Source organism: Alkalihalobacillus sp. FSL W8-0930 (assembly GCA_037965595.1).
Taxonomy (GTDB): domain Bacteria; phylum Bacillota; class Bacilli; order Bacillales; family Bacillaceae_D; genus Alkalicoccobacillus.
Map to the genome: position 1 here is coordinate 3,645,852 of CP150183.1, position 20,712 is coordinate 3,666,563.

The 20,712-nt window shown below is 40.7% G+C and carries 19 protein-coding genes; 5 read left to right on the forward strand and 14 right to left on the reverse strand.

Going from position 1 to position 20,712, the window contains the following annotated elements; genetic code table 11:
- The first annotated feature begins 10 nt into the window (after positions 1–10).
- Complete coding sequence (locus NSQ54_18865; GenBank protein WYP26362.1) at positions 11–517, forward strand: hypothetical protein; 507 nt, start codon at positions 11–13, stop codon at positions 515–517.
- A gap of 55 nt (positions 518–572) precedes the next feature.
- Here the strand turns inward: NSQ54_18865 and abc-f are convergent, their stop codons facing one another.
- The 5 genes from abc-f to NSQ54_18890 all read right to left on the reverse strand — a co-directional run bounded on the left by abc-f (position 573) and on the right by NSQ54_18890 (position 6,635).
- Positions 573–2,192, reverse strand: coding sequence for an ABC-F type ribosomal protection protein (abc-f, locus tag NSQ54_18870; protein WYP26363.1), 1,620 nt, complete (start codon positions 2,190–2,192; stop codon positions 573–575).
- 309 nt (positions 2,193–2,501) lie between these two features.
- On the reverse strand, positions 2,502–3,662 hold the full coding sequence (locus NSQ54_18875; GenBank protein ID WYP26364.1) for an MFS transporter: 1,161 nt from the start codon (positions 3,660–3,662) through the stop codon (positions 2,502–2,504).
- 138 nt (positions 3,663–3,800) lie between these two features.
- Complete coding sequence (locus tag NSQ54_18880) at positions 3,801–5,129, reverse strand: Na+/H+ antiporter family protein (protein WYP26365.1); 1,329 nt, start codon at positions 5,127–5,129, stop codon at positions 3,801–3,803.
- 108 nt (positions 5,130–5,237) lie between these two features.
- On the reverse strand, positions 5,238–5,783 hold the full coding sequence (locus NSQ54_18885) for an HAD family hydrolase (protein ID WYP26366.1): 546 nt from the start codon (positions 5,781–5,783) through the stop codon (positions 5,238–5,240).
- A gap of 3 nt (positions 5,784–5,786) precedes the next feature.
- Positions 5,787–6,635, reverse strand: a complete 849-nt coding sequence (locus NSQ54_18890; GenBank protein WYP26367.1) for an MBL fold metallo-hydrolase — start codon at positions 6,633–6,635, stop codon at positions 5,787–5,789.
- 157 nt (positions 6,636–6,792) lie between these two features.
- On the opposite strand from NSQ54_18890, the gene NSQ54_18895 reads away from it, so the two are divergent.
- Both NSQ54_18895 and NSQ54_18900 read left to right on the forward strand, forming a co-directional pair.
- Positions 6,793–7,041, forward strand: coding sequence for a GlsB/YeaQ/YmgE family stress response membrane protein (locus tag NSQ54_18895; protein WYP26368.1), 249 nt, complete (start codon positions 6,793–6,795; stop codon positions 7,039–7,041).
- Between the two features lie 136 nt (positions 7,042–7,177).
- The gene (locus NSQ54_18900) at positions 7,178–8,722 is read left to right on the forward strand and encodes a BCCT family transporter (protein WYP26369.1); all 1,545 of its coding nucleotides are present in this window, start codon (positions 7,178–7,180) and stop codon (positions 8,720–8,722) included.
- A gap of 38 nt (positions 8,723–8,760) precedes the next feature.
- On the opposite strand, the gene NSQ54_18905 is transcribed toward NSQ54_18900, so the two are convergent.
- Positions 8,761–9,075 carry a winged helix-turn-helix transcriptional regulator gene (locus tag NSQ54_18905; GenBank protein WYP26370.1) on the reverse strand — a complete coding sequence of 105 codons (315 nt, stop codon included), beginning with the start codon at positions 9,073–9,075 and terminating at the stop codon, positions 8,761–8,763.
- 191 nt (positions 9,076–9,266) lie between these two features.
- Here NSQ54_18905 and NSQ54_18910 point away from each other — a divergent pair, with 191 nt between their 5' ends.
- A complete protein-coding gene (locus NSQ54_18910; GenBank protein ID WYP26371.1) occupies positions 9,267–9,869 on the forward strand; it encodes an NADPH-dependent FMN reductase in 603 nt (200 codons plus the stop codon).
- Positions 9,870–9,917: 48 nt separating this feature from the next.
- Here the strand turns inward: NSQ54_18910 and NSQ54_18915 are convergent, their stop codons facing one another.
- The 6 genes from NSQ54_18915 to NSQ54_18940 form a co-directional block, all read right to left on the reverse strand.
- Complete coding sequence (locus tag NSQ54_18915) at positions 9,918–10,385, reverse strand: hypothetical protein (GenBank protein WYP26372.1); 468 nt, start codon at positions 10,383–10,385, stop codon at positions 9,918–9,920.
- Between the two features lie 412 nt (positions 10,386–10,797).
- The gene (gene ascB / locus NSQ54_18920; protein WYP28595.1) at positions 10,798–12,264 is read right to left on the reverse strand and encodes a 6-phospho-beta-glucosidase; all 1,467 of its coding nucleotides are present in this window, start codon (positions 12,262–12,264) and stop codon (positions 10,798–10,800) included.
- Between the two features lie 65 nt (positions 12,265–12,329).
- Positions 12,330–14,243 (reverse strand): beta-glucoside-specific PTS transporter subunit IIABC, encoded by a 1,914-nt coding sequence (locus NSQ54_18925; protein ID WYP26373.1) that lies wholly within the window; start codon positions 14,241–14,243, stop codon positions 12,330–12,332.
- Positions 14,244–14,346: 103 nt separating this feature from the next.
- Positions 14,347–15,201 carry a PRD domain-containing protein gene (locus NSQ54_18930; protein WYP26374.1) on the reverse strand — a complete coding sequence of 285 codons (855 nt, stop codon included), beginning with the start codon at positions 15,199–15,201 and terminating at the stop codon, positions 14,347–14,349.
- Between the two features lie 273 nt (positions 15,202–15,474).
- Positions 15,475–16,185 (reverse strand): GntR family transcriptional regulator, encoded by a 711-nt coding sequence (locus tag NSQ54_18935; GenBank protein ID WYP26375.1) that lies wholly within the window; start codon positions 16,183–16,185, stop codon positions 15,475–15,477.
- Positions 16,186–16,288: 103 nt separating this feature from the next.
- Complete coding sequence (locus tag NSQ54_18940; GenBank protein WYP26376.1) at positions 16,289–17,488, reverse strand: enolase C-terminal domain-like protein; 1,200 nt, start codon at positions 17,486–17,488, stop codon at positions 16,289–16,291.
- Between the two features lie 300 nt (positions 17,489–17,788).
- Here NSQ54_18940 and NSQ54_18945 point away from each other — a divergent pair, with 300 nt between their 5' ends.
- The gene (locus tag NSQ54_18945) at positions 17,789–19,144 is read left to right on the forward strand and encodes a PTS transporter subunit EIIC (GenBank protein WYP26377.1); all 1,356 of its coding nucleotides are present in this window, start codon (positions 17,789–17,791) and stop codon (positions 19,142–19,144) included.
- A 41-nt stretch (positions 19,145–19,185) separates the two neighbouring features.
- Here the strand turns inward: NSQ54_18945 and NSQ54_18950 are convergent, their stop codons facing one another.
- Both NSQ54_18950 and NSQ54_18955 read right to left on the reverse strand, forming a co-directional pair.
- Positions 19,186–19,341, reverse strand: a complete 156-nt coding sequence (locus tag NSQ54_18950; protein ID WYP26378.1) for a hypothetical protein — start codon at positions 19,339–19,341, stop codon at positions 19,186–19,188.
- Between the two features lie 20 nt (positions 19,342–19,361).
- Complete coding sequence (locus NSQ54_18955) at positions 19,362–20,525, reverse strand: multidrug effflux MFS transporter (GenBank protein ID WYP28596.1); 1,164 nt, start codon at positions 20,523–20,525, stop codon at positions 19,362–19,364.
- Between the last annotated feature and the right edge of the window lie 187 nt (positions 20,526–20,712).

The following is a 20,712-nucleotide window of genomic DNA, read 5'->3' on the forward strand; positions in this document are numbered from 1 at the left end:
GGAGGCACATATGGCAACTGAATCTAGCAAAAGTATAAATACAGGTCATTTAAATGAGACACCTACTAATGAGCAGGAAGCGCTACAATTATATGTTGGCCCGAAATACGAGAACTATAAAAAGAAATGGGCGATTGGACGAACCGGAAAACCAGCTTTAATCAGCCTAAATCTAGCAGGCTTGTTTGGTACCTTCTGCTGGTCAGCTGGTCGTGCGATGTATGTATACGCATCATTCTTTTTCTTATTTATTTTGTTTACAGATCTTCTCTTCTTAACGACAGGATACCCGCTTTGGGAAGACACAGCCTATGCGGTCGTTCCATTAGTCATCTACGGGGTATTTGGTAATTACAACTATCATCACTTTGCCACACAAAAAGTAAAGAAGATGATGGCGAACCAATGCACGAGAGAGGAGTTTATGAAAGCAGGAGGATTTAAGTGGAGACGTTTTTTTGCATTCGCCGCCCTTCTTGTTGCCTATCTTGGTATTAGTACCATTTTATTTTATTAATCACTATCCTCATTGAAGACGAGCCCTCCGAATGGAGAGCGCTCGTCTTCTTCATTTATTCAGCTTTCCTGACTAGTTGTTTCTTTTTCTCAATGAGTTCTTTAAATTGTTTATCTAGCTGATCTTTTTCTTCCTCGTTTGTGGTATATGATAACCGACTTAGTAATTCTGTAAGCTGCATCTCAATTGTGAGAAGGTCAGGTTCCTCGATCTGTGTAATGCCTGCTTCCCCAACCGTTGCTTCAATCACTTTTACCTTAGGATCTTCCTCTTCTAACGACAAATGATGCGTAGCCAAAGCGGAAACAAATGAACGATCATGACTCACAAACAGAATCGTTCCAGGATAAGCGAGAAGGATCTCTCTCAACGACTCCTTTGTATCCAGATCTAAATAATTTGTGGGTTCATCTAGAATGAGAAGATTTACGTCACTTAAAAAGACCTTTGCCAAGGAAACCCTTATTCTTTCACCACCACTTAGTACAGAAACGTTCTTAAACACGTCATCTCGTTTAAACGCCAGCCTAGCAAGAACGTTACGCACGAAGGTCTCCTTATAGGGACTATCCTCCATTACATTAACTAGAATGGTTTTTTGATTATCCAGATTTTCTTGATGTTGTGAGAAAAAACCGATCTTTGCAGGTTGAGCAACTCGGAGACGTTCACTCCGATCGACAATCATCTTGAGCAGTGTCGTCTTACCCGTTCCATTCCCTCCTGTTATCGCTAACCTGCTCCCTCGTTCAACTTCACCTGTGACTTTATCTATAAGCGTTCGTTCTCCTACATTTACCGTGCATTCTAGAAACTGAACTACTCTCTTACTATGCATATCAGGAAAATCAGCAAGATTAAACACAACTGGATCCGTCTCTTTCGGCTTCTCTTTCTTCTCTAGCTGCTGAGCCCTTGTCTCCATTGCTTCAGCCGAGCGATTTAATTTTGCTTTTTGCACTCCGGAGCTTCGTTTGTGTAATCTTGCTTCAGAGTTACCCATGCGACTTGGTGCCTTTTTAATCCCATCAGACTTCTCTTTGAGCTTTTTCGCTGCTTCTAGTAAACGATTTTGTTCGGTCACATACTCTTTATATTCCTTAAGTCCTTTATCCTTCTCCAATTGTTTTTGCGAAAGGTATGCGTCGTAATTTCCTTCATAAACGGTGACCTTTCCTTCATCAATTTCCCATATGGTTGTGCAAAGTTTATTTAAGAAATCTTTATCATGTGAAGTTAGTAGGATGGCTCCTTTAAAGGCATGCAGTTCTGCTTCTAGCTGACTGATCCCATTCAGGTCTAAGTGACTGGTTGGTTCATCTGCAATGAGAATATGAGCATCTGACGTTAATGCCTGTGCAATTTTTCGCCGCGTTTTTTCTCCTCCACTGGCCTCTGTTTGCTTTGCGAGTCTCCACTTGCCGTGTAAATCTGGACGAATGTCCTGATCTAATCCGCCAAGCTGCGGAACATATGCAATGGTCCCGAACCTTTCCACATCTCCTGAGTCTTGCTTGGCTGTCCCTGCTAATATAGATAGCAATGTAGACTTCCCTTGTCCGTTACGCCCTACAACTCCAATTCGCTCATGATTGTAAAGAGACAATGATTCAACCCGGAAGATCGTTCGTCCTCCATAACTTTTTTCAAGGTGATTTATTTTCATATATAACATAAAAAAACTCCCTCCAGATGCTAGAGAGAGTTCGTACGATGCGCACACCTATATTCAAATTAGCCAGACTGCTCCTGCAAACGGCAGACTTTGGCTGAATATAGTTGGCTGTACCTGTACAAACATCGCCCGAATCTCATCTCTAAACATACTCGTTAATTTTCTTTAAATGAACACAGACTGGTTGCGTCTTCCATTCATTCAAATTCATTAAGATGTACTGTTTATTAGATAAGATTCTACTTCATTGTACGAGGTACCATCCTTTCAATTCATTGTTTTTATCTAAACATAATGGATAAGCAGATGTCAAGATTCCGTTTTCATTTCAATCGCTGGTTGCATAAATGAAAATAGTGCAAAACCAATGGAAATTAACACTAACACACTACCAGCAATGGGGGCCGCTTCAATCGAAAAACCGTTAACAACTAAACCTCCAACACCAGAGCCTATTGCGATTCCAAATTGTAAAGCAGATGTATTGATACTCTGCTGGATATCTGACGTGCTAGGAGCGGTTTTAATTAAGTATCCTTGTTGTGCCGGAGCAATGGACCAGCTCAGCATCCCCCAAACAACAAGAGATACCGCAAATAATATGACAGAGTGACTCGTGAGTGGCATCGTTACTAACACAATAAAGAAAAGGATCGTAAAGAAAATGACTGTTTTTTCAGGTCCCAACCGATCCGTCAGCCAGCCACCAATTCCACCGCCACTTACAGCAGACAAACCAAAAACAAAGAAAGCCACGCTGATCCAATAAGCTTCAGCATTTAGCGTCACATGTAGATACTCAGCAAAATAAGCGTACATTGTATAGTGTCCTGCTAACACTAATAGAGTAACCAGGTGAGCAGTAGATAGCTTCAGATGTTTTAATGATCTTATCTGCTCACGTACAGAGCTGACCTGCTCAGGTGCAATGGGGTCAAGGAATTTCATAATAACCACACCAGCAACAAGAGAAAGAAGTGCAATAATTAAGAAAAGAACCCTCCAGCCATAGGCTTCTCCAATGAGCACTCCTACCGGTACACCAAGTACGAGAGCTGAGCTTACACCCATAGTAATTGTACCAATCGCTCGGGAGCGGTAGTTTGGCTTCACAATTTTCGGAGCAATGGTTAGTGAAAGAACAATAATTAAAGCTGCACTCATGGAGGTTAGTACACGGAAGACTAAGAGCGTGCCATACCCTGGGCTAAGAAACGAGCCAATATTAGCTACGAAAAAGACACCAAGTGCGAGTAAATATAGTCGTTTACGCTCATATTTACTTGTTAAAGACATCAAAACAGGACCCGATACGGCAAAGACAAGCGCAAAGATAGTAATCAATTGGCCGGCTACACCAACTGAAACGCCTAAATCATCAGATATAACTGGAAGAATGCCTCCTATAATTAACTCAACCATCCCAACTACAAACGCTGAAATTGCCAGAACATATACTTTAAAGTTCATGTTAGAATCCACCCTTAAAAGACATTAAACACGAATGTTAGTTTACCTCACACGCCACCAGACAACAAGGAAAGCTTCTTGATTATCTTTTCCTATTCCTCATAGAAAAAAGCTCCCCTAAGGGAGCTTTTTTTAACTCTATAAAATGATGGCTGCAATCCATCCAAAAATAATGAGCGGGATATTAAAATGAAGAAAGGTTGGAACACAGGTATCCCAAATATGATTATGCTGACCGTCAGCATTTAACCCGGCAGTTGGTCCGAGTGTACTGTCCGATGCAGGAGCCCCTGCATCCCCAATTGCTCCTGCTGTACCGATTAAAGAGAGTGTAGCAAGTGGACTGAAGCCCATCGCCGCACACATTGGCACAAAAAGTGCTGCAATAATCGGGACAGTCGCAAAGGACGAGCCAATCCCCATTGTTATTAATAATCCTATTAAGATCATAAGAATTGCAGCTAAGCTTTTGCTATCACCCATCCATGATGCAGATGTTTCAACAAGCTGCTCGACGTCACCAGTCGCCCGCATGACTTCTGCAAATCCAGAAGCTGCAATCATGACGAATCCGATGAAAGCCATCATCTTCATTCCTTCTGTTAAAAGGGCATCAGACTCTTTAAAACGAACGGATCCACTAAACACAAGAACAACTAGACCCGCTACCCCAGCGATTACCATTGAATCTGAGGTTACTTGAACGATGACCGTGGCAAGAATCGCAGCAAATGCACTAAGTAATGAGTGCGTTGAATACGAAATCGTCTCTTGTTCAGGTTGACTTGATGCCTCGAGTGATTGATTCTCGTACTGTCGCGGCTTCCGGTACGTAATAAAGACTGCTACGAGAAGACCTAAAACCATTCCAAGTGTTGGGAGAAGCATCGCATACGGCATGTCACTTAGAGATGCAGACATCCCGTTTGCTTCCATATTATCAACAACAATGCCGTGGAAGATGGCTCCGAACCCAAAAGGTAATAACATATAAGGCGCCTGCAGCCCAAATGTCATAATGCTTGCAACGGCCCGACGATCCACTGCCATTTCATTTAACACCTGCAAGATAGGTGGAATTAAAATAGGAATAAATGCAATATGAATGGGAATGAGGTTTTGAGACATACAGGAAATCAAAAAGATCATGAAGAAGATCAGAACCTTGGGTAAGGTTTTTGAACGGGCTTCTTCTTTCTTTCCAACAATTTTAATAGATGTATCAACAAGCAATTGAGGCAAGCCTGTTTTGGAAAGTGCAACAGCAAATGCACCAAGAACGGCATAGCTGAGCGCGATATTGGCACTGTTCCCTAAGCCTTCTGTAAAGACATCGATGGTTCCATTAAAACCTAATCCACCGAATAGACCTCCAGCAAGAGCCCCTAAAATTAATGCAATGACTACGTGTACACGCAGCAAGCTAAGTATAATCATTAATAGTACAGCTATCACAACAGCATTCATGTAAAACACCCTACCTACACTTTAGTTCGATAAATCACTAAATCGAACTTTATCACCTTGGTTCCTACCCTGTCAACTATATAATGAAAAGAGTAGGAGGAAAATCCCCTACCCTTCCTCGATCGTTCGTTTGTGTATCATCCAAGGAGTTGCCTGCTCCAAATCAGAAAATACCGCATCAGCACCGTAGCTTGTATCCTCACGTGCATTTACAAGTACCGTCTGACAACCTGCCTTTTTACCTGCCAAAATGTCCGGCTCCCGGTCACCAACCATGATACTTATACCAAGATTAACCTGATGTTTTTTGGCAAGCTCTTCAAGCATATATGCTTTTGGTTTTCGGCAAGGACAATCAGCATGTGGTTTATGAGAGCAATAGGAAATGTCATGTATAACGGCACCATACTCAGCTAATTGATCTACCATCGTTTGGTGAATTGTCTTCAGCCTTTCTTCAGTCATATAGCCAAGACCAATTCCACCTTGATTCGTCACTACAAACACAAGAAAACCCGCTTCGTTTAGTTGCTTGATTGCTTGTCCAACACCATTTAAAAGGTGAAAGTCACTTGGTTTGTTCACAAACTTTACTCGATGGCTTAAGACTTCATTTATCACTCCATCACGGTCTAAAAAAACAGCCTGATTCACCTTTTATTCCTTGATATACTTTCCAAAGTCAGGGACTGCTACACGATCGAATTCCAACACAAGCTGATCCAAGTGACGTTTAAACTCTTCTCCAAACATTGGTAACCCATGCCCCGGTCCAATGAATGACGGCTGCAAGTTTCTTAGTCGCTCAACAGAAAGCTTTGCTTGCTTCCAGTCGGTTGTCAGATATCGTGGTGGTCCTTGAAGATCCTCCGTTTGCGTCATCACATCGTATAGTGAATCCTGCTTCACAGTGATGATGGCATCTGCAGACAGCAGCGCTCCATCCTTCTCACGGAACAAAGCGATTTGTCCAGGAGAATGTCCAGGGGTATGAATCCACTTCCACTCCGGAAAACCATCAAGTGTTTCAATTGAATGAAGGGCTTTAACAAATGGTTTAAGATCGATTGCTTTATGAGGAAAAGCACCAGATAGCTTAGCAACCATTCCACCTTCTACTGTTGGATCCGGTTTAGGATAGTCTTGTCCTCCCGTGACAAAAGGAAGCTCAAGCTCATGACAATACAAGGTCACGTCCCAGTGCTTAGCTAAATCATACGCTGCACCTACATGATCAAAATGACCATGAGTTAAGACAATCATCTTTGGAGGATGAGCCTCTCCAAATTCTGATTTAAGTGCAGTTAGGATCACATCAGGTGTTCTGCTAATCCCACAGTCCACTAAAAACCATTCATGTGGCTTCCTTGGGTTTCCTACAAAATAAACGTTCACTATTTTATCTGTGTAACAAAAAATATCTTCCGTCAAACGCTGGACCAACCCATCGTGTGCCGAGGTCATAGGGATGGTTGGAACTGGTTCTGTGCTTGTTTGATTATTCATGAGTAACTCCTTTTTACATGTGATTAACTGTGCCTTCATAGCTTGGCTAAGATCCTTTTTTCTATCCCATAAATACTTTTCTAAATTTTAAAATATGTTTGCATGCTACGGCAAAGGGAATAGGAGTATTGTACTTATACAGAAGGAGAGATTTTATATGGGTTTTATTTGGAGTCTTATTATCGGTGGATTAATTGGATGGGCAGCTGGAGCCATCACAGGTAAGGGTGTTCCATTCGGAATTATTGGGAACATTATCGCAGGTTTCGTTGGAGCAAGTCTTGGAACAGCGATCCTAGGTGACATTGGACCTTCACTCGGTGGGTTCGCTATATTCCCAGCACTTGTGGGTGCGATTATTTTGATTTTAATCGTATCGTTTGTATTACGTTTGTTAAAAAAATAATTAGCGCAGAAACCTCGGATCATTCCGGGGTTTTTTATTTTGCTTACATACTAAGTGCGTTTAAAGATTCGGGCACCAGGGTACATTTCTAGCATTTGGTATTTTCCAAACACAATCTATAGTGGTGGTGAAGAATATGAACAGAAAAGGTAAGAAAAGCATGGATTTATCGATTACTTTACCTGCCATTATCCTTGTAGGAGCTTTTAGTCTACTATTCACACTGTTTACAGATGAATCTACAGAAAAACTTCAATCGGTCTTTGACTTTATTGTAGATCAATTTAGGTGGGGTTATATATGGTACGGAGCACTTATTACCATTGCAGCAATCTATTTTTCATTTTCTAGATACGGACAGGTTGTTTTAGGCGATCCTACGGATAAGCCGAGATTTACCTTATTTGAATATTCATCCATCCTAGTTGCCATGGGGTTAGGGGCGACCATTATGAGAACAGGAATGGTGCAATGGGCTGAAGTAGCAAATGACCCACCCTTTGGATTGGAGCCAGGTTCAACAGACGCTATTCTTGCTGGAAATTCATACAGTATGTTTTTATGGAGCTTTCAGACCTTTGCCATTTTTGTCATGGTTGCTCCCGCTATGGGGTACATACTTCATGTACGAAAAAAGCCAAAGCTCCGCATTTCTGAGGCGTGTCGTTGTCTCTTTGGAGATCGATTTACAAATGGCCTAGGAGGAAAGGCATTAGATGTCCTTTTCTTAGTTAGCATTCTTTCTGGTGCAGCCGTAACTTTAGGATTAGGAACCCCTATTGTCACACATAACATAGCTCAGTTGTTTCAGATCGACATCACTTTACCTTTAACGATTATCGTTACGCTCATTTGGGTAACTGTTTTTACGATAAGTGCCTATGTAGGGATTGATAAAGGCATTAAGCGGTTAAGTACGATGAATATGTACCTTGCAGGCGCGTTCGCCATATTTATATTAGTGATTGGCCCAGGAATGTTCATTTTGAACTACTTTACTGACTCTGTGAGATACTTGCTCTCCAACTATCTAAATTTCTCCTTTTACACAAACTCATTACATAACGGAGAGTCCACGCATGTAGAGAGCCATACCGTATTCTGGTTCGCTTACAATGCAACGTGGGCGATGCTACACGGGGTATTTGCAGCTGTTGTCTCAAAAGGAAGAACAATTAAAGAAATGATTCTCACTTATCTGCTTGCTCCAACTATTTTGTCATGGATTGCGACTGGAATATTAGGTGGCCTAGGAGTAGATCGTTTGTTAAATGGAAATGTAGCTGTTTTAGATCTCATAAAGGATCAAGAGCCGGTTGCTGCCGTCCCAGCTATATTGGAATCGCTGCCCTTCTCCTGGTTAACGATGATTGTCTTTGTTATTATCGCCGCTATATTTATGGTAACTACACTCGATTCAACAACATATACAATCTCTGCATATATGTCGAAGCACGACATGAGCAATCAAACACCCTCCAAAAACTTGCGTGTTGTCGTTTCTATTATCATCACAGTTCTTGCTTTAACATTGATGAGCATAGGAGGCCTAGCCCCTCTTGAAGTTCTATCAGGCTTAATGGGTATTCCTATTATCGTTATTCAAATATTGACCGTACTAGCCGCCAAAAAAATGATAGACCAAGATCAGGCTTGGCTCACAAACGTCCGGAAGAACTAAAACAAAAAGCTGCTCATCCATACGGGTGAGCAGCTTTATTATGATTCTGTTTCCATCCACGATTCAGCGAATTTCTCCATCTCTTTCATAATTGGTTGAAGAGCCAATCCTTTATCAGTTAAGGAATATTCAATCCTCACTGGGGTTTCCGGAATTACGTCCCGTTTCACAATCCCCTCAGATTCTAAATCTTTCAGTCGTTCAGAAAGAACTCTACCGCTGACAGCCATGGAGGATTCAATATGACAGAAACGCTTAGGCCCTGGCAACAGTTGATAGATAATTAACCCTGTCCACCTTTGACTAAGGATGCCCATTGCTTTTTCAAATCTAGGACAAATTGACGTATCCATTTCAATCACTCCTCCCCTCTATTATATACCCATTTGAGAAAAAATAAATTACTTTTTATAAAAAACTTACTTGACATAACTTATTTATGAATGTATATTTACTTACATAAAGTAAGTTACTTACAAGATTTTTTGTAAGCAGGTATATGCAAGTCATCTTCAGAATATATATTGCAGGCGGTGTATCACACATGAGTTTTATAAAAAAAATATTTGGAAAAGAATCTAAGGAGGAAACACAAATGGCACAGGAAGCACTAAAAATTGGAATTATCTTAGGAAGCACGAGACAAGGACGCGTAAGCCCACAGGTTGGAGAATGGGTGAAAAAGTTAGCGGATGAACGTGGAGATGCTGAATATGAAATCGTAGATATCGCAGAGTTTGAGCTTCCGTTTTTAGGAACTACAGATGGCACAGAACCAGGCATCGGTGCATGGAACCAAAAGCTTGCTAGCCTCGATGGATTTGTCTTCATCGTTCAAGAATATAACCACAGCATTTCAGGTTCACTGAAAAACGCTTTAGACTTTGCACGTGATGCATGGCATAACAAAGCAGCTGGAATTGTAAGCTATGGTTCAACAGGTGGCGCACGTGCAGCAGAACATCTTCGTGGCATCATGGGAGAGCTTAAAATAGCGGATGTTCGTACACATCCAACCCTTTCACTATTCTTAGACTTTGAGAACGGCCAAGACTTTAAACCACAAGAACTCCACCAAACAAACATCACTGCAATGCTTGATGAAGTAAACGAGTGGAGCACTGCATTAAAAACGATTCGTAAATAGTACGTTAAAACCTGCCTCTGATTGTTAGGGCAGGTTTTTTGATGACTACTATAGATGAAGTCCCATTTGTTCAAACTCTTTTTTAGCAAGGTCATAGTCTTTCTTTCGTTCGAGGTCCGTTTTGGGGTACCCAATGAAGTAGGTAAGAATCGAGTCTAATCGCTGATGAGGTCTACTTCCCCCTATAAAATATGAGGTGATGTTCTTAAAATCATCTGTTTCCGTAACAATTGATAGTCCGATGGTTAAAATCGTGTCCACATCAAGTGGAGTGTACGTCCGTTTCCTTGCTAACAGCTCATATTCCATATCTAAAACGCTCCCTGCACGTCCAGACAGTAATGCAAGAGTTGCTTCATCACTGAGGCCATAGATGGAGGCTGTTTTTTCCCGTGGGGGCATGCACACGTCCAGAAATAACTGAAACTCCGGGTCTTGCCGATCAATTTTTCTCGCATGTAATTGTTCTTGAAAAAATTGATCTATGCGATAAATGGGTACCGCATGCACGTTCATAGGAAATCACCTCGTTTCTTTTTATTATATCGGATGTGCGGGGTGAAGGTCTTGATTAAAGAAGGTTGCGTTAGGTAGTTAATGCAGCGGGGTTCTTGACCTCTTGGTAAAACGCTGAGGGAACTTAATATTAGGGCGGTTTTCCTTACCAAGTCTCCCGTTGGTCTTGATATCAGACTCTACCTCTTGGTAAATCACTGTGCGGGCTTGATATCGGCCCCTACTTCTTGATGGACCCCCTCTTTTTTCCTGCTAGATGAGCGATTCTTCTTGGTAACGGGGTGCCGCGCTTGGTTAATTCAGCGGTCTTCTTGATAAAGGGTGCATTCCCCTTGATAACGAGCTTCTTCTTGCGCACTCTCCACACACAAAAAAGCCCGCCGACTCATGGTCGCGCGAGCTTTCCTTTGTATTATAGTTCTTCTCCATTTGTTGCAATCACATTTTTGTACCAGTCGAAGGAATCTTTCTTAGAACGCTTAAGTGTTCCGTTTCCTTCGTCGTCCTGATCTACATAAATGAATCCGTAGCGCTTGGACATTTCTGATGTAGAGAAGCTGACAAGGTCAATTGGACCCCATGCTGTGTAACCCATTAGGTCCACACCGTCTTTAACGGCTTCTTTCATCTGCTCGATGTGCTGACGTAGATAGTCAATACGATATGGATCGTGAACAGATCCATCTTCTTCTACCTTATCGTATGCACCAAGACCGTTTTCTACAACGAAAAGTGGCTTGTTGTAACGGTTATGGAAATCGCGTAGTGTCACGCGTAATCCTTTAGGATCAATCTGCCAGCCCCAGTCTGAAGATTCAAGGTATTGGTTTTTAACTGCTCCTTCTACAAGATTTCCAGCAGTCTCTTCATGGTTCCCATGTGCAGAAACAGAGATGGACATGTAGTAGCTAAAGGAAATAAAGTCTACTGGATGATTCTTTAAGATCTCGTCATCTCCGTCTTCTTTGTTAACAACGATGTCGTTCTCAGCAAAGAAACGGTTCATGTATGCCGGGTACTCACCTTTTGCATGAACATCTGTGAAGAACAGGTTCATATCATTGTGTTCCTGTGCTTTTAAGATATCATCTGGGTGGTTTGTCACAGGGTATGTTTGCATACGAGCTAGCATACAACCAACTTGAGCACCTGGAATGATTTCATGTGCCAATTTTGTTGCAAGAGCACTTGCTACAAATTGGTGGTGCGCTGCTTGATAGGCAATTTGATCACTTGTTTTTTCAGGGAGCTTGTCAATTAGGATTCCACCACCTGTGTAAGGGCTGTGCGTGATGATATTGATTTCGTTAAATGTCAGCCAATACTTCACGTAGTCCTTATAACGCTTGAACACTGTTTCTGCATAGTTTGTGTAGAAATTAACGACTTCACGGCTATACCAACCATTGTACTTACGTGTTAAAGCAAGCGGCGTCTCATAGTGAGAAAGCGTAACAAGTGGCTCAATGTTGTATTTTTTTAGTTCTTTAAATACGTTCTCGTAGAACTGTAATCCTGCCTCGTTTGGCTGTGCATCATCACCATTCGGGAAGATACGGGACCAGTTAATCGATAGGCGGAATACTTTAAAGCCTAGCTCAGCAAATAGAGCAATGTCTTCTTTGTATGTGTGATAAAAGTTGATACCAAAACGTTTTGGATAGATATCCTTAATTTCTCCAGATAGCACACCTTCAATATAATCAGATGTTACATCCATCTTCATATTCATGCCGCGCTCTGATTTTGGAACAAATGGGACCATATCAGCAGTTGACAGGCCTTTTCCATCCTCATCAAACGCTCCCTCTACTTGGTTCGCAGCAGTAGCTCCTCCCCATAGGAAATCTGGTTTGAATCCTTCGATTGCTTTTGTCATCTTCTCCACGTCCCTTTCTCTTTCTATTTTGGTTGGGAACTCAAACGCTTGAGTCCCCACCATTGTTATCGTACTAACGTTAGTAGTTGTTCACCTTCAAACACTGGACCAGAATCATTAATGCTTAACACATCTAAATAATCTGGTGTGTTTGTCACGATGATCATTGTAACCGTTTGGATCCCTTTAGCTTTGATGGCTTCGCGATCAAATTCGATTAGCTTTTGCCCTACTTCAATGCGGTCATCTACTTTTACTAATCCTTTAAAGTGCTCACCCTTAAGAGAAACTGTATCAATACCGATGTGAATCAAAATCTCTTCCCCATTGTCCCCTTTAATTCCAATTGCATGCTGGGAATCAGGAAGTACCATAACCGTACCAGATACTGGTGCAACAATGTGATCTTCACCTGGCTCAATGGCCATACCTTTACCCATAATTTCCTGGGCAAATGTTGGATCAGAAACGTCTTTTAGTGGAACAAGTTCTCCTTTTAATGGAGATTGAACAACAGTTTGAGTTTGTGTACCACTAGCTGCTGGTGCTTTTTTCTCTTCTTCTTGTTTCGGTGCTTCTGTCGCTTGACCTTCTTCTTGAATATCTTCAAACCCAAGAATCATTGTTAAGATAAACGGTAGAACAAGTGAAAGAACAAACAAGATCAAGGCTACAACGATTGGTGTTACTGCTCCACTTGGATCAGCGAAGACCGGAATGGCAAAGACCCCTACAAGACCTCCAAGTGCATATGCTTTAAAACCGTACCATCCAGCAAATGCGCCTAGAACCCCACTTGAAATCATCGCATAGATAAATGGTTTTTTCACTTTCATGTTAACCCCATACATTGCGGGCTCTGTGATACCGATTGTTGCTGAGATACCTGAAGATAATGCTAATTGCTTTAATGGTTTGTTTTTTGAACGAACCGCTACTCCAAAAGCAGCACCTGCTTGAGCTAAGTTACTGATAAACATCATTGGCTGTAAGAACGAGTCATTTCCAATTGTGTTGATGTTTTGAATAGCAATCGGTGCAAATGCATAATGCATTCCTGTCATGATAATTAGTGGCATAAATCCACCAAGTAATAGTCCTGCTACCGGACCTGCAACATCAAATAACCAAACAAATACTTGTGATAGACCTGCTCCAATGTTTGTTCCAAGTGGTCCAATAATCCAAAGTGTAATCGGAACAACAATTAGGAATGTAATCATTGGTGAGAACATTAAAGAAATGGCAGATGGCATAAATTTCTTAACAAAGTTATATACGTATTTCAATACAAGTACTGCCAAAATAATTGGGATAACACTTGAAGAATAATTTAAAACTGGAATGGAAATAAAGTTAAGCCCAAAAATCGAATAGCTTGTTGCTTCAGTAATGCCTCTAGCTGCATCGAGAAATGTTGGGTACATCATCGTACCTGCAAGAACTAATGCGAGGTATTCGTTTGTACGTACTTTTCGAGCAGCTGAAACAGCTAAGAAGAACGGTAGGAAGAAGAATACACTATCTCCAATTGCATTCAGAATAGCCCATGTGTCGCCTTCATTATTTAACCAACCGATTGTGACAAATAAGGCAAGGAAACCTTTAAGTAAACCGGCCCCTGCAAGTGCAGGTAAGATCGGTGTAAATACGCCCGAGATAAAGTCCATTGTTGCAGAGACAATTCCTTGTCTTTGACCCTTTTTCTCTCCACCGCCAGAACCACCGGAACCGCCAACCATCGGCTCAAGTTCAGCGTATACATCTGATACTTTGTTTCCAACGATAACTTGGAATTGATCACCTGAGAATTGTGCACCAAGTACACCGTCAAGCTTCTTAATGTCTTCAATCTTCACTTGCTCTTTATCATGTAGGTTAAAGCGAAGACGTGTAATACAGTGCCATGCTTGGTCAACGTTGCCAGACCCGCCTACATTCTCAAGCACTTTTTCAGCTAATTCTTTGTACTTTGCCATGGTAAATCCTCCTTTTTTTCCATAAAAAATACCCAAACAGACGGCCAGTGGCTCGTTCCATTTGGGTAATGCCTGATCAAATCAGTAACAATCCGCCGTGATGCTATTTAGTTATTTGTCGATTCGTCACTCTCCATACATGAAGAGTTAAATAAAGTCGTTCATTTGAAGATAAACTCCATCCATACCGTTTCTCAAGTAGGTTCGAAATTTTTTCAACAGCTTGATACGCCTTCTCATACTTGGTTTTCACAAGCTCCAATAAGGTGATATCCACTTCCTCTTGCTCCGTTTGATCCTGCTTATATTGCCGGATAAAGAAGTACCTGAGGTGAGTGATAAAGCGCGTATAATTAAGTGAGTCTTCATCAAGCTTAAGCTGAAAATGGTATTGAACAATCTCTATGATTCGATTAATGACCTCTGTCATCTTTAGCGTTTCTTCAATCTTTGTTTTCTTGGCTTGTTGCCCATTTACAAAGTGATACGTAATAAATGTCTCTTCACTTAAAGGAAGAAGAACATCTAAACGATCAAACACTTGTCTAATGGCATCCTTCGCCGCTGCATATTCCTTAGGGTATAAGTTTTTAACTTCCCATCGGTTTGTATCTGCATAATCAATTCGCTCATTCGCACGCTTAACAGCGAAATTCAAATGATCCGCAAGGGTAAGATAGATATTATTACTAAATGTAACGCCCAGCTGTGCTTCTGCATTCTTAATGATTTCTACCGAAACATCAAGGACATCTGAATCAATCTCATCCAATACCTGCAGCAACGGTTTGCGAGTCGAAGACTTCTCAGCCACAAATTTCCGGCGTATGTTTTCCTCAGGAATGAGATCTCCCTTATTCTTTTGGTATCCTACGCCTGTGCCCATGACAATCCATTCTACTCCCGATGAATCCTTTACCAAGGCCACGTTATTATTGAATGCTTTTGAGAATTTCATGATATGTCCTCCATATCTCATCACACAACAAAATCCCATCTTAAAAACATCTAAACTTCTAGTATGTTCTTAACATAGGTAATGCCTGATCGAATCAGTAACAATCCTAATATAATGTTGTACCCATACTATACATTTCGATGTAAACGATGTCAATCTCTTTCGACAAATTCCTTGTAGAAAAAGCTGAGAGGATCGGTTTATCCGCTCAGCTATGCTTATCTTCCATTCGTACTTTTCTATTTGTCTCATTTTACTAATTATAAGAACTTACTATTTATTCAATCGTTGCTGATGATGGTCATTATTAAATGGAGTAAAATAGGAAACGGTATAATCAAGGTTTATGAGCTCACTGTATTCAAAAACTCGACCATCATCCAATATCCCCCGATTCATTATTTTCATTGCTGGTATTCCTTTTTTACAGTTTAATAACGCTGCTTCGTCCCTTGTAATAGAGACTGCACTATACGTTGTAATAAAGTGTGAAATAAGAAATCCACATTGTTGAACATAGTGATGAACAGACTTTGCTAATATTTCTTCAGTAAGGTCCGGGAAAAGTTGAAACGGCAATAAAGATGTTTCAATTTGAACTTTTTGGTAATCAACTATACGAACTCGCTTGTACTCCCAAAGTTCCTGTTGTTTAAGATCAAATGTCTTTTCAAGTAGGGGAGTAGCTTGAACTTTTTTTAAATGGACAATCTTTGATTCAATTTCATTAAACTTCTTCTCAGTTAAAGAATTGTAAATCAACGGACTTTTATACTTAGTGTCCGTTACAAAGATACCTGAACCTTGGACTACACGTACACAGCCTATATTGAGAAGCTTTTTAATTGCATGCCGAATGGTATAACGCGAAACCTGATAATGGGTGGCAAGATCCCTTTCAGTTGGAAGTTTTTCACCGGGACTATACTTATTTTGATAGATCTTACTAAGAAGATCATCGGATACAAATTCGGTCTTTGTCATAAAACTCCACCAGCTATCTCATTGATTTGAGTTTAGTTTAGCAAATAAGAGCTGCTCCTTAAAGTAAACCATCACCTGGTTACTTTAGAACAAGCTCTTACACTTAAGGTGTGTGGATGGATCCGTTAGGGAGTCTCGACTGAGTCCATTCATGCTTTCTATATTTAACTGGATGCGCCTTAGCTAGTGCTTCGTCAAACTCAACACCAATCCCAGGCCGATTTATAGGATAAATATACCCCTTTTCTACTTCAACCGAATGCTTGAACATTTCTTTAATGGTTTCACCAGGTTCTTGAACCTCTTGAATGGCGGCATTATGAAGGTGAATATTTAGATGTGTGTTAACAGCCACTCCAATTGGCGTCATATCAGAAGGGCCATGCCAAGCAATTTGTACGCCAAAAGCATCACATAACGCAGCTAGTTTTAATGCCGGAGTAATCCCCCCAATTTGAGAAACATGGCAGCGAATGTAATCAATTCTTCTATTAATAATAAGATCTTTCCATTCCATAGGATTATTAAACAACTCACCTGTGGCAATTGGAGTAGTAGACTGACTTCTTAACTGAGCTAACCACTCATTTTGGTTTGGTGGAAGAATATCTTCTAAGAAAAAGAGCTTATACGGCTCCAAATCTTTAGCAAGCTGCAAGGCTTGATTCGGAGAGAGGCGTTCATGAACATCATGTAAGAAATGAATACCATAGCCGTATTTCTCGCGAAGAGCCTTAAACATCTGAACAACATCTTGGATATAGATATCTGGATCATAATATTCTCCATCCATCTTCGTAGTAGGCATATGCATATCATGATTTTTTCCACCGTATAACCCCAATTGACAGCGAATATGCTTGAACCCTCGTTGAATCAGATTGTCCACATTCGTAAAGAGCTCCTCTATTGTTAATCCATCCGCGTGAGCATAAGCGGCGATTGCACTCTTTGATTTGCCTCCAAATAATTGATAAAGGGGCATGTTTGCTAGCTTGGCTTTAATATCCCAAAGAGCCATGTCTACACCAGAAATTGCATTATTAAGTATCGGTCCATTTCTCCAATATGAATTGACCATCATCATTTGCCAAAGATCCTCAATATCATGAGCATCCCGATTCATTAGAATTGGTTTAAGGTACTCCTCAACCACCATCTGTACAGGAAGTGGCCTTTGTTGGAAGGTAGCACAGCCATACCCTGTCACACCTTCGCTTGTTTCTACTTTTACAACAACCAGATTATGACGCTGTGGATTGGTAACAAATGCTTCTACATTTGTTATGAGATTAGGCTTCATCGTCGTTACTCCTTTTTCCTTCTAGTACATAGCATTTAACATTATTAAAATATAATGATTTGTTTTATCCAATATGTTGATTAAAGCATACCAATTTTTACGGGTCAATTTGGTCAGAAAATACGTACTAATCTTCATTATTTACCGTACCAATTCACTAGAATAAATTAAATAACCCTTTAACAACAAGGGTTCATAAGAAAATTGGTGTTTTGTGAACCGTTTTCAATAAATGATTGGTATGCTACGATAAACGTGTAAAGATGATCATCTTAATCGAATAGAAGGAAGGCTGGCACTATGAGTGATACAAAAAACGTCAAACATATTATTGAATATGTAGGCGGAGAACATAATATTAAGAAAGTATGGCACTGCATGACAAGACTTCGCTTTGACTTGCATGATTTTTCAAAAATAAAACGAGAAGACATTAAAGATCTTGATGGTGTAATGGGTGATCAACTAACAAATGATCAATATCAAATCGTTATAGGTACACATGTTCAAAAAGTTCATGAAGCCTTAATAAACGAACTTAACATAGAAGAAAAAGTTGAGAGCCAACCATCTTCTAAGAAAAAAGGATTTTTCGGTGCTCTTCTTGATGTAGTATCAGGCGTTTTTGGACCAATTGTTCCAGCGATTGCCGGAGCTGGTATGATTAAAGGAATTTTAGCTGGACTCATTGCTCTTGAGGTATTAAATGCAGAGAGTGATGCGGTCATTATTCTTGATTTAGTAGCAAGCGCGGTCTTTTACTTTTTACCATTTTTCCTAGCGGCTTCTGCTGCAAACATTTTTAAAACCAATCAATATCTTGCTTTAGCTGTAGCCGGTGGATTTATGTATCCTTCTTTGCTGGATGCTGCAAAATTAGGAGAAATCAGCCAGTTTACCTTTATCGGACTTCCTGTACCGGTTATTAATTACAGTGCAACCGTTATACCGATTATCCTTTCTGTTTGGGCATTAAGCTATATTCAAAAATATGTCGACAAGTTTATGCCGAGTGTATTAAGAACCGTATTTACACCGACATTGACCTTATTTATTGCTATTCCATTTGCTTTAATTGCCACGGGACCACTAGGAGCCTATGTGGGAAGCTTACTTGCTTCATTCATTGAGATGCTGTTTAACCTTTCACCCATTCTTGCAGGAAGTGTAGTAGGGGGAATTCGCCCTATTGCTATCGTGTTTGGTATGCACCACGCAATGACACCGATTGCATTACAAAACTTTGCCGATAATGGATTTGATATGCTCATGCCTATGTTCTTTATGACTAACATGGCTATAGCAGGAGCAACCTTTGCTGTTTTCTTTAAAGCGAAAGGAAAAAAAGAAAAGTCGGTCATTTTATCAGCCGGTATCTCAGCATTACTTGGAATCACGGAACCTGCCCTGTTTGGAGTCCTAATTAAATATCGTAAAGCGTTTATTGCTTGTACGGTGGCAAGTATTATTGGGGCAACTTTCTTTGCCATACTCGGTGTTCGTATTTATGGATACATCTTATCCAGTATAGTAAGTCTGGTTGCTTATGTAGGCCCTTACTTCTGGTATGCGATTATAGGCGTTTTACTCACGTTAACGATCGGATTTGTCATTACGTTCTTCACATTGAAAAGCAGAGAAGTAAATAGTAAATAAATCAAAGAAGCTGAGCGAATCAATCATTCGCTCAGCTTTGTTTATCTTTTCTCTTTCTTATCCGTGTGATCTAATTCCTTTTGAATAGCCCGACCTACGCTTGATGAATCAATGCCTCTTTGCACTGCTTTCTCTATTACAATAAAAAGCAGGACCAAGAAAATAATAATTGAAAGTATGAAGATTAGGGTGTTCATCTAACCAGTCACCTCCTATATCAAGCTTGCTCTTCCTTCACACGACCGCCCTTCGCTAAGAACGTAAACGACAGGAAGGCACCTGCGCTCATAATGAAGATGATAAAGCCCATAGGAACGGCTGTTTCTTCGCCCGCAATTCCGACAAGCGGGGCTGTTGTTGCACCAATAGCGAATGGTAGTAAACCAAGTAAAGCTGAGGCACTACCTGCTTGTTCCCCCTTTGTTTCCATCGCAAGTGAAAAGGAAGTGGTTCCGACCATACCGATCATTGATACGAAGAAGAAGATTGGAATGACAATGGAAAGCAGTGGGCCTTCAAGTAAAGTCATCACAAATAAAAATGCTCCTGCCACAACCGCAATAATTAACCCTACTTTTAAGAACACTCTCTCTGGTACAATACCCGCATAGCGTCCAACTAAATGTGTACCTAATATAATGCCAAGGCCATTTATCCCAAATAGCACACTAAACATCTGTGGACTAACATCATAGATGGACTGATAGACAAAGGGTGTCCCTGAGACATAGGCAAAGATTCCACCTGTCATTAACCCTTGAGTGAGGGCAAGCCCCATGAACAGACGATCCTTTATTAAATAGGAGAACGTTCTCAAGGTTGCACCGATTGAGCTTGGCACACGTTTTTCGGCCGGTAGTGTTTCTTTTAACTTCAAAGAAACGGCTGTAACAATAATTAATCCAAGGATACCTAATACAATAAAGACCCAATTCCAAGTTGCACCAGGTACAAGTAATACACCGGCTCCGAATACAGGCGCCATAATTGGAAACAATCCATTAATCAACATAAGAAGCGAGAAGAATTTCGTTAATTCCCTCCCACTAAACAAGTCACGGACAACCGCACGTGAGATGACAATTCCCGCAGCTGCTGTGAACCCTTGAAGAAAACGTCCAATAATTAAAAAGTAGATATTGGGTGCGAATGCACATGCGAAAGATGCGAGCACATATAAAAAGATAAATACAATGAGCGGTTTCTTTCTCCCTTTTGCGTCACTTAAAGGCCCAACCACTAACTGACCAACAGCTAGCCCTAACAAACACGCGGTTAAGCTTAATTGAACAAGCGATGCTGTTGTATCTAATCCCACTGTAATATCTGGAAAACTCGGCAAATACATATCAATGGTAAGTGGTCCAAATGCCGCTAACATTCCTAGAAGAAACGCAAGACCAAGACGCTTCTTCCCTGCAATTTGTTGTTCCAAGGTTACCCCTTCTCTCTTCTACTCTTTAACCCATATATAATCCTATTCATAATCTCTCGAACAAGGATAGCACATAATCTTAGTTTATTCGCAAACTTACTAGCTTATGTTCGCGTGTAATGCTAGTGTAGCG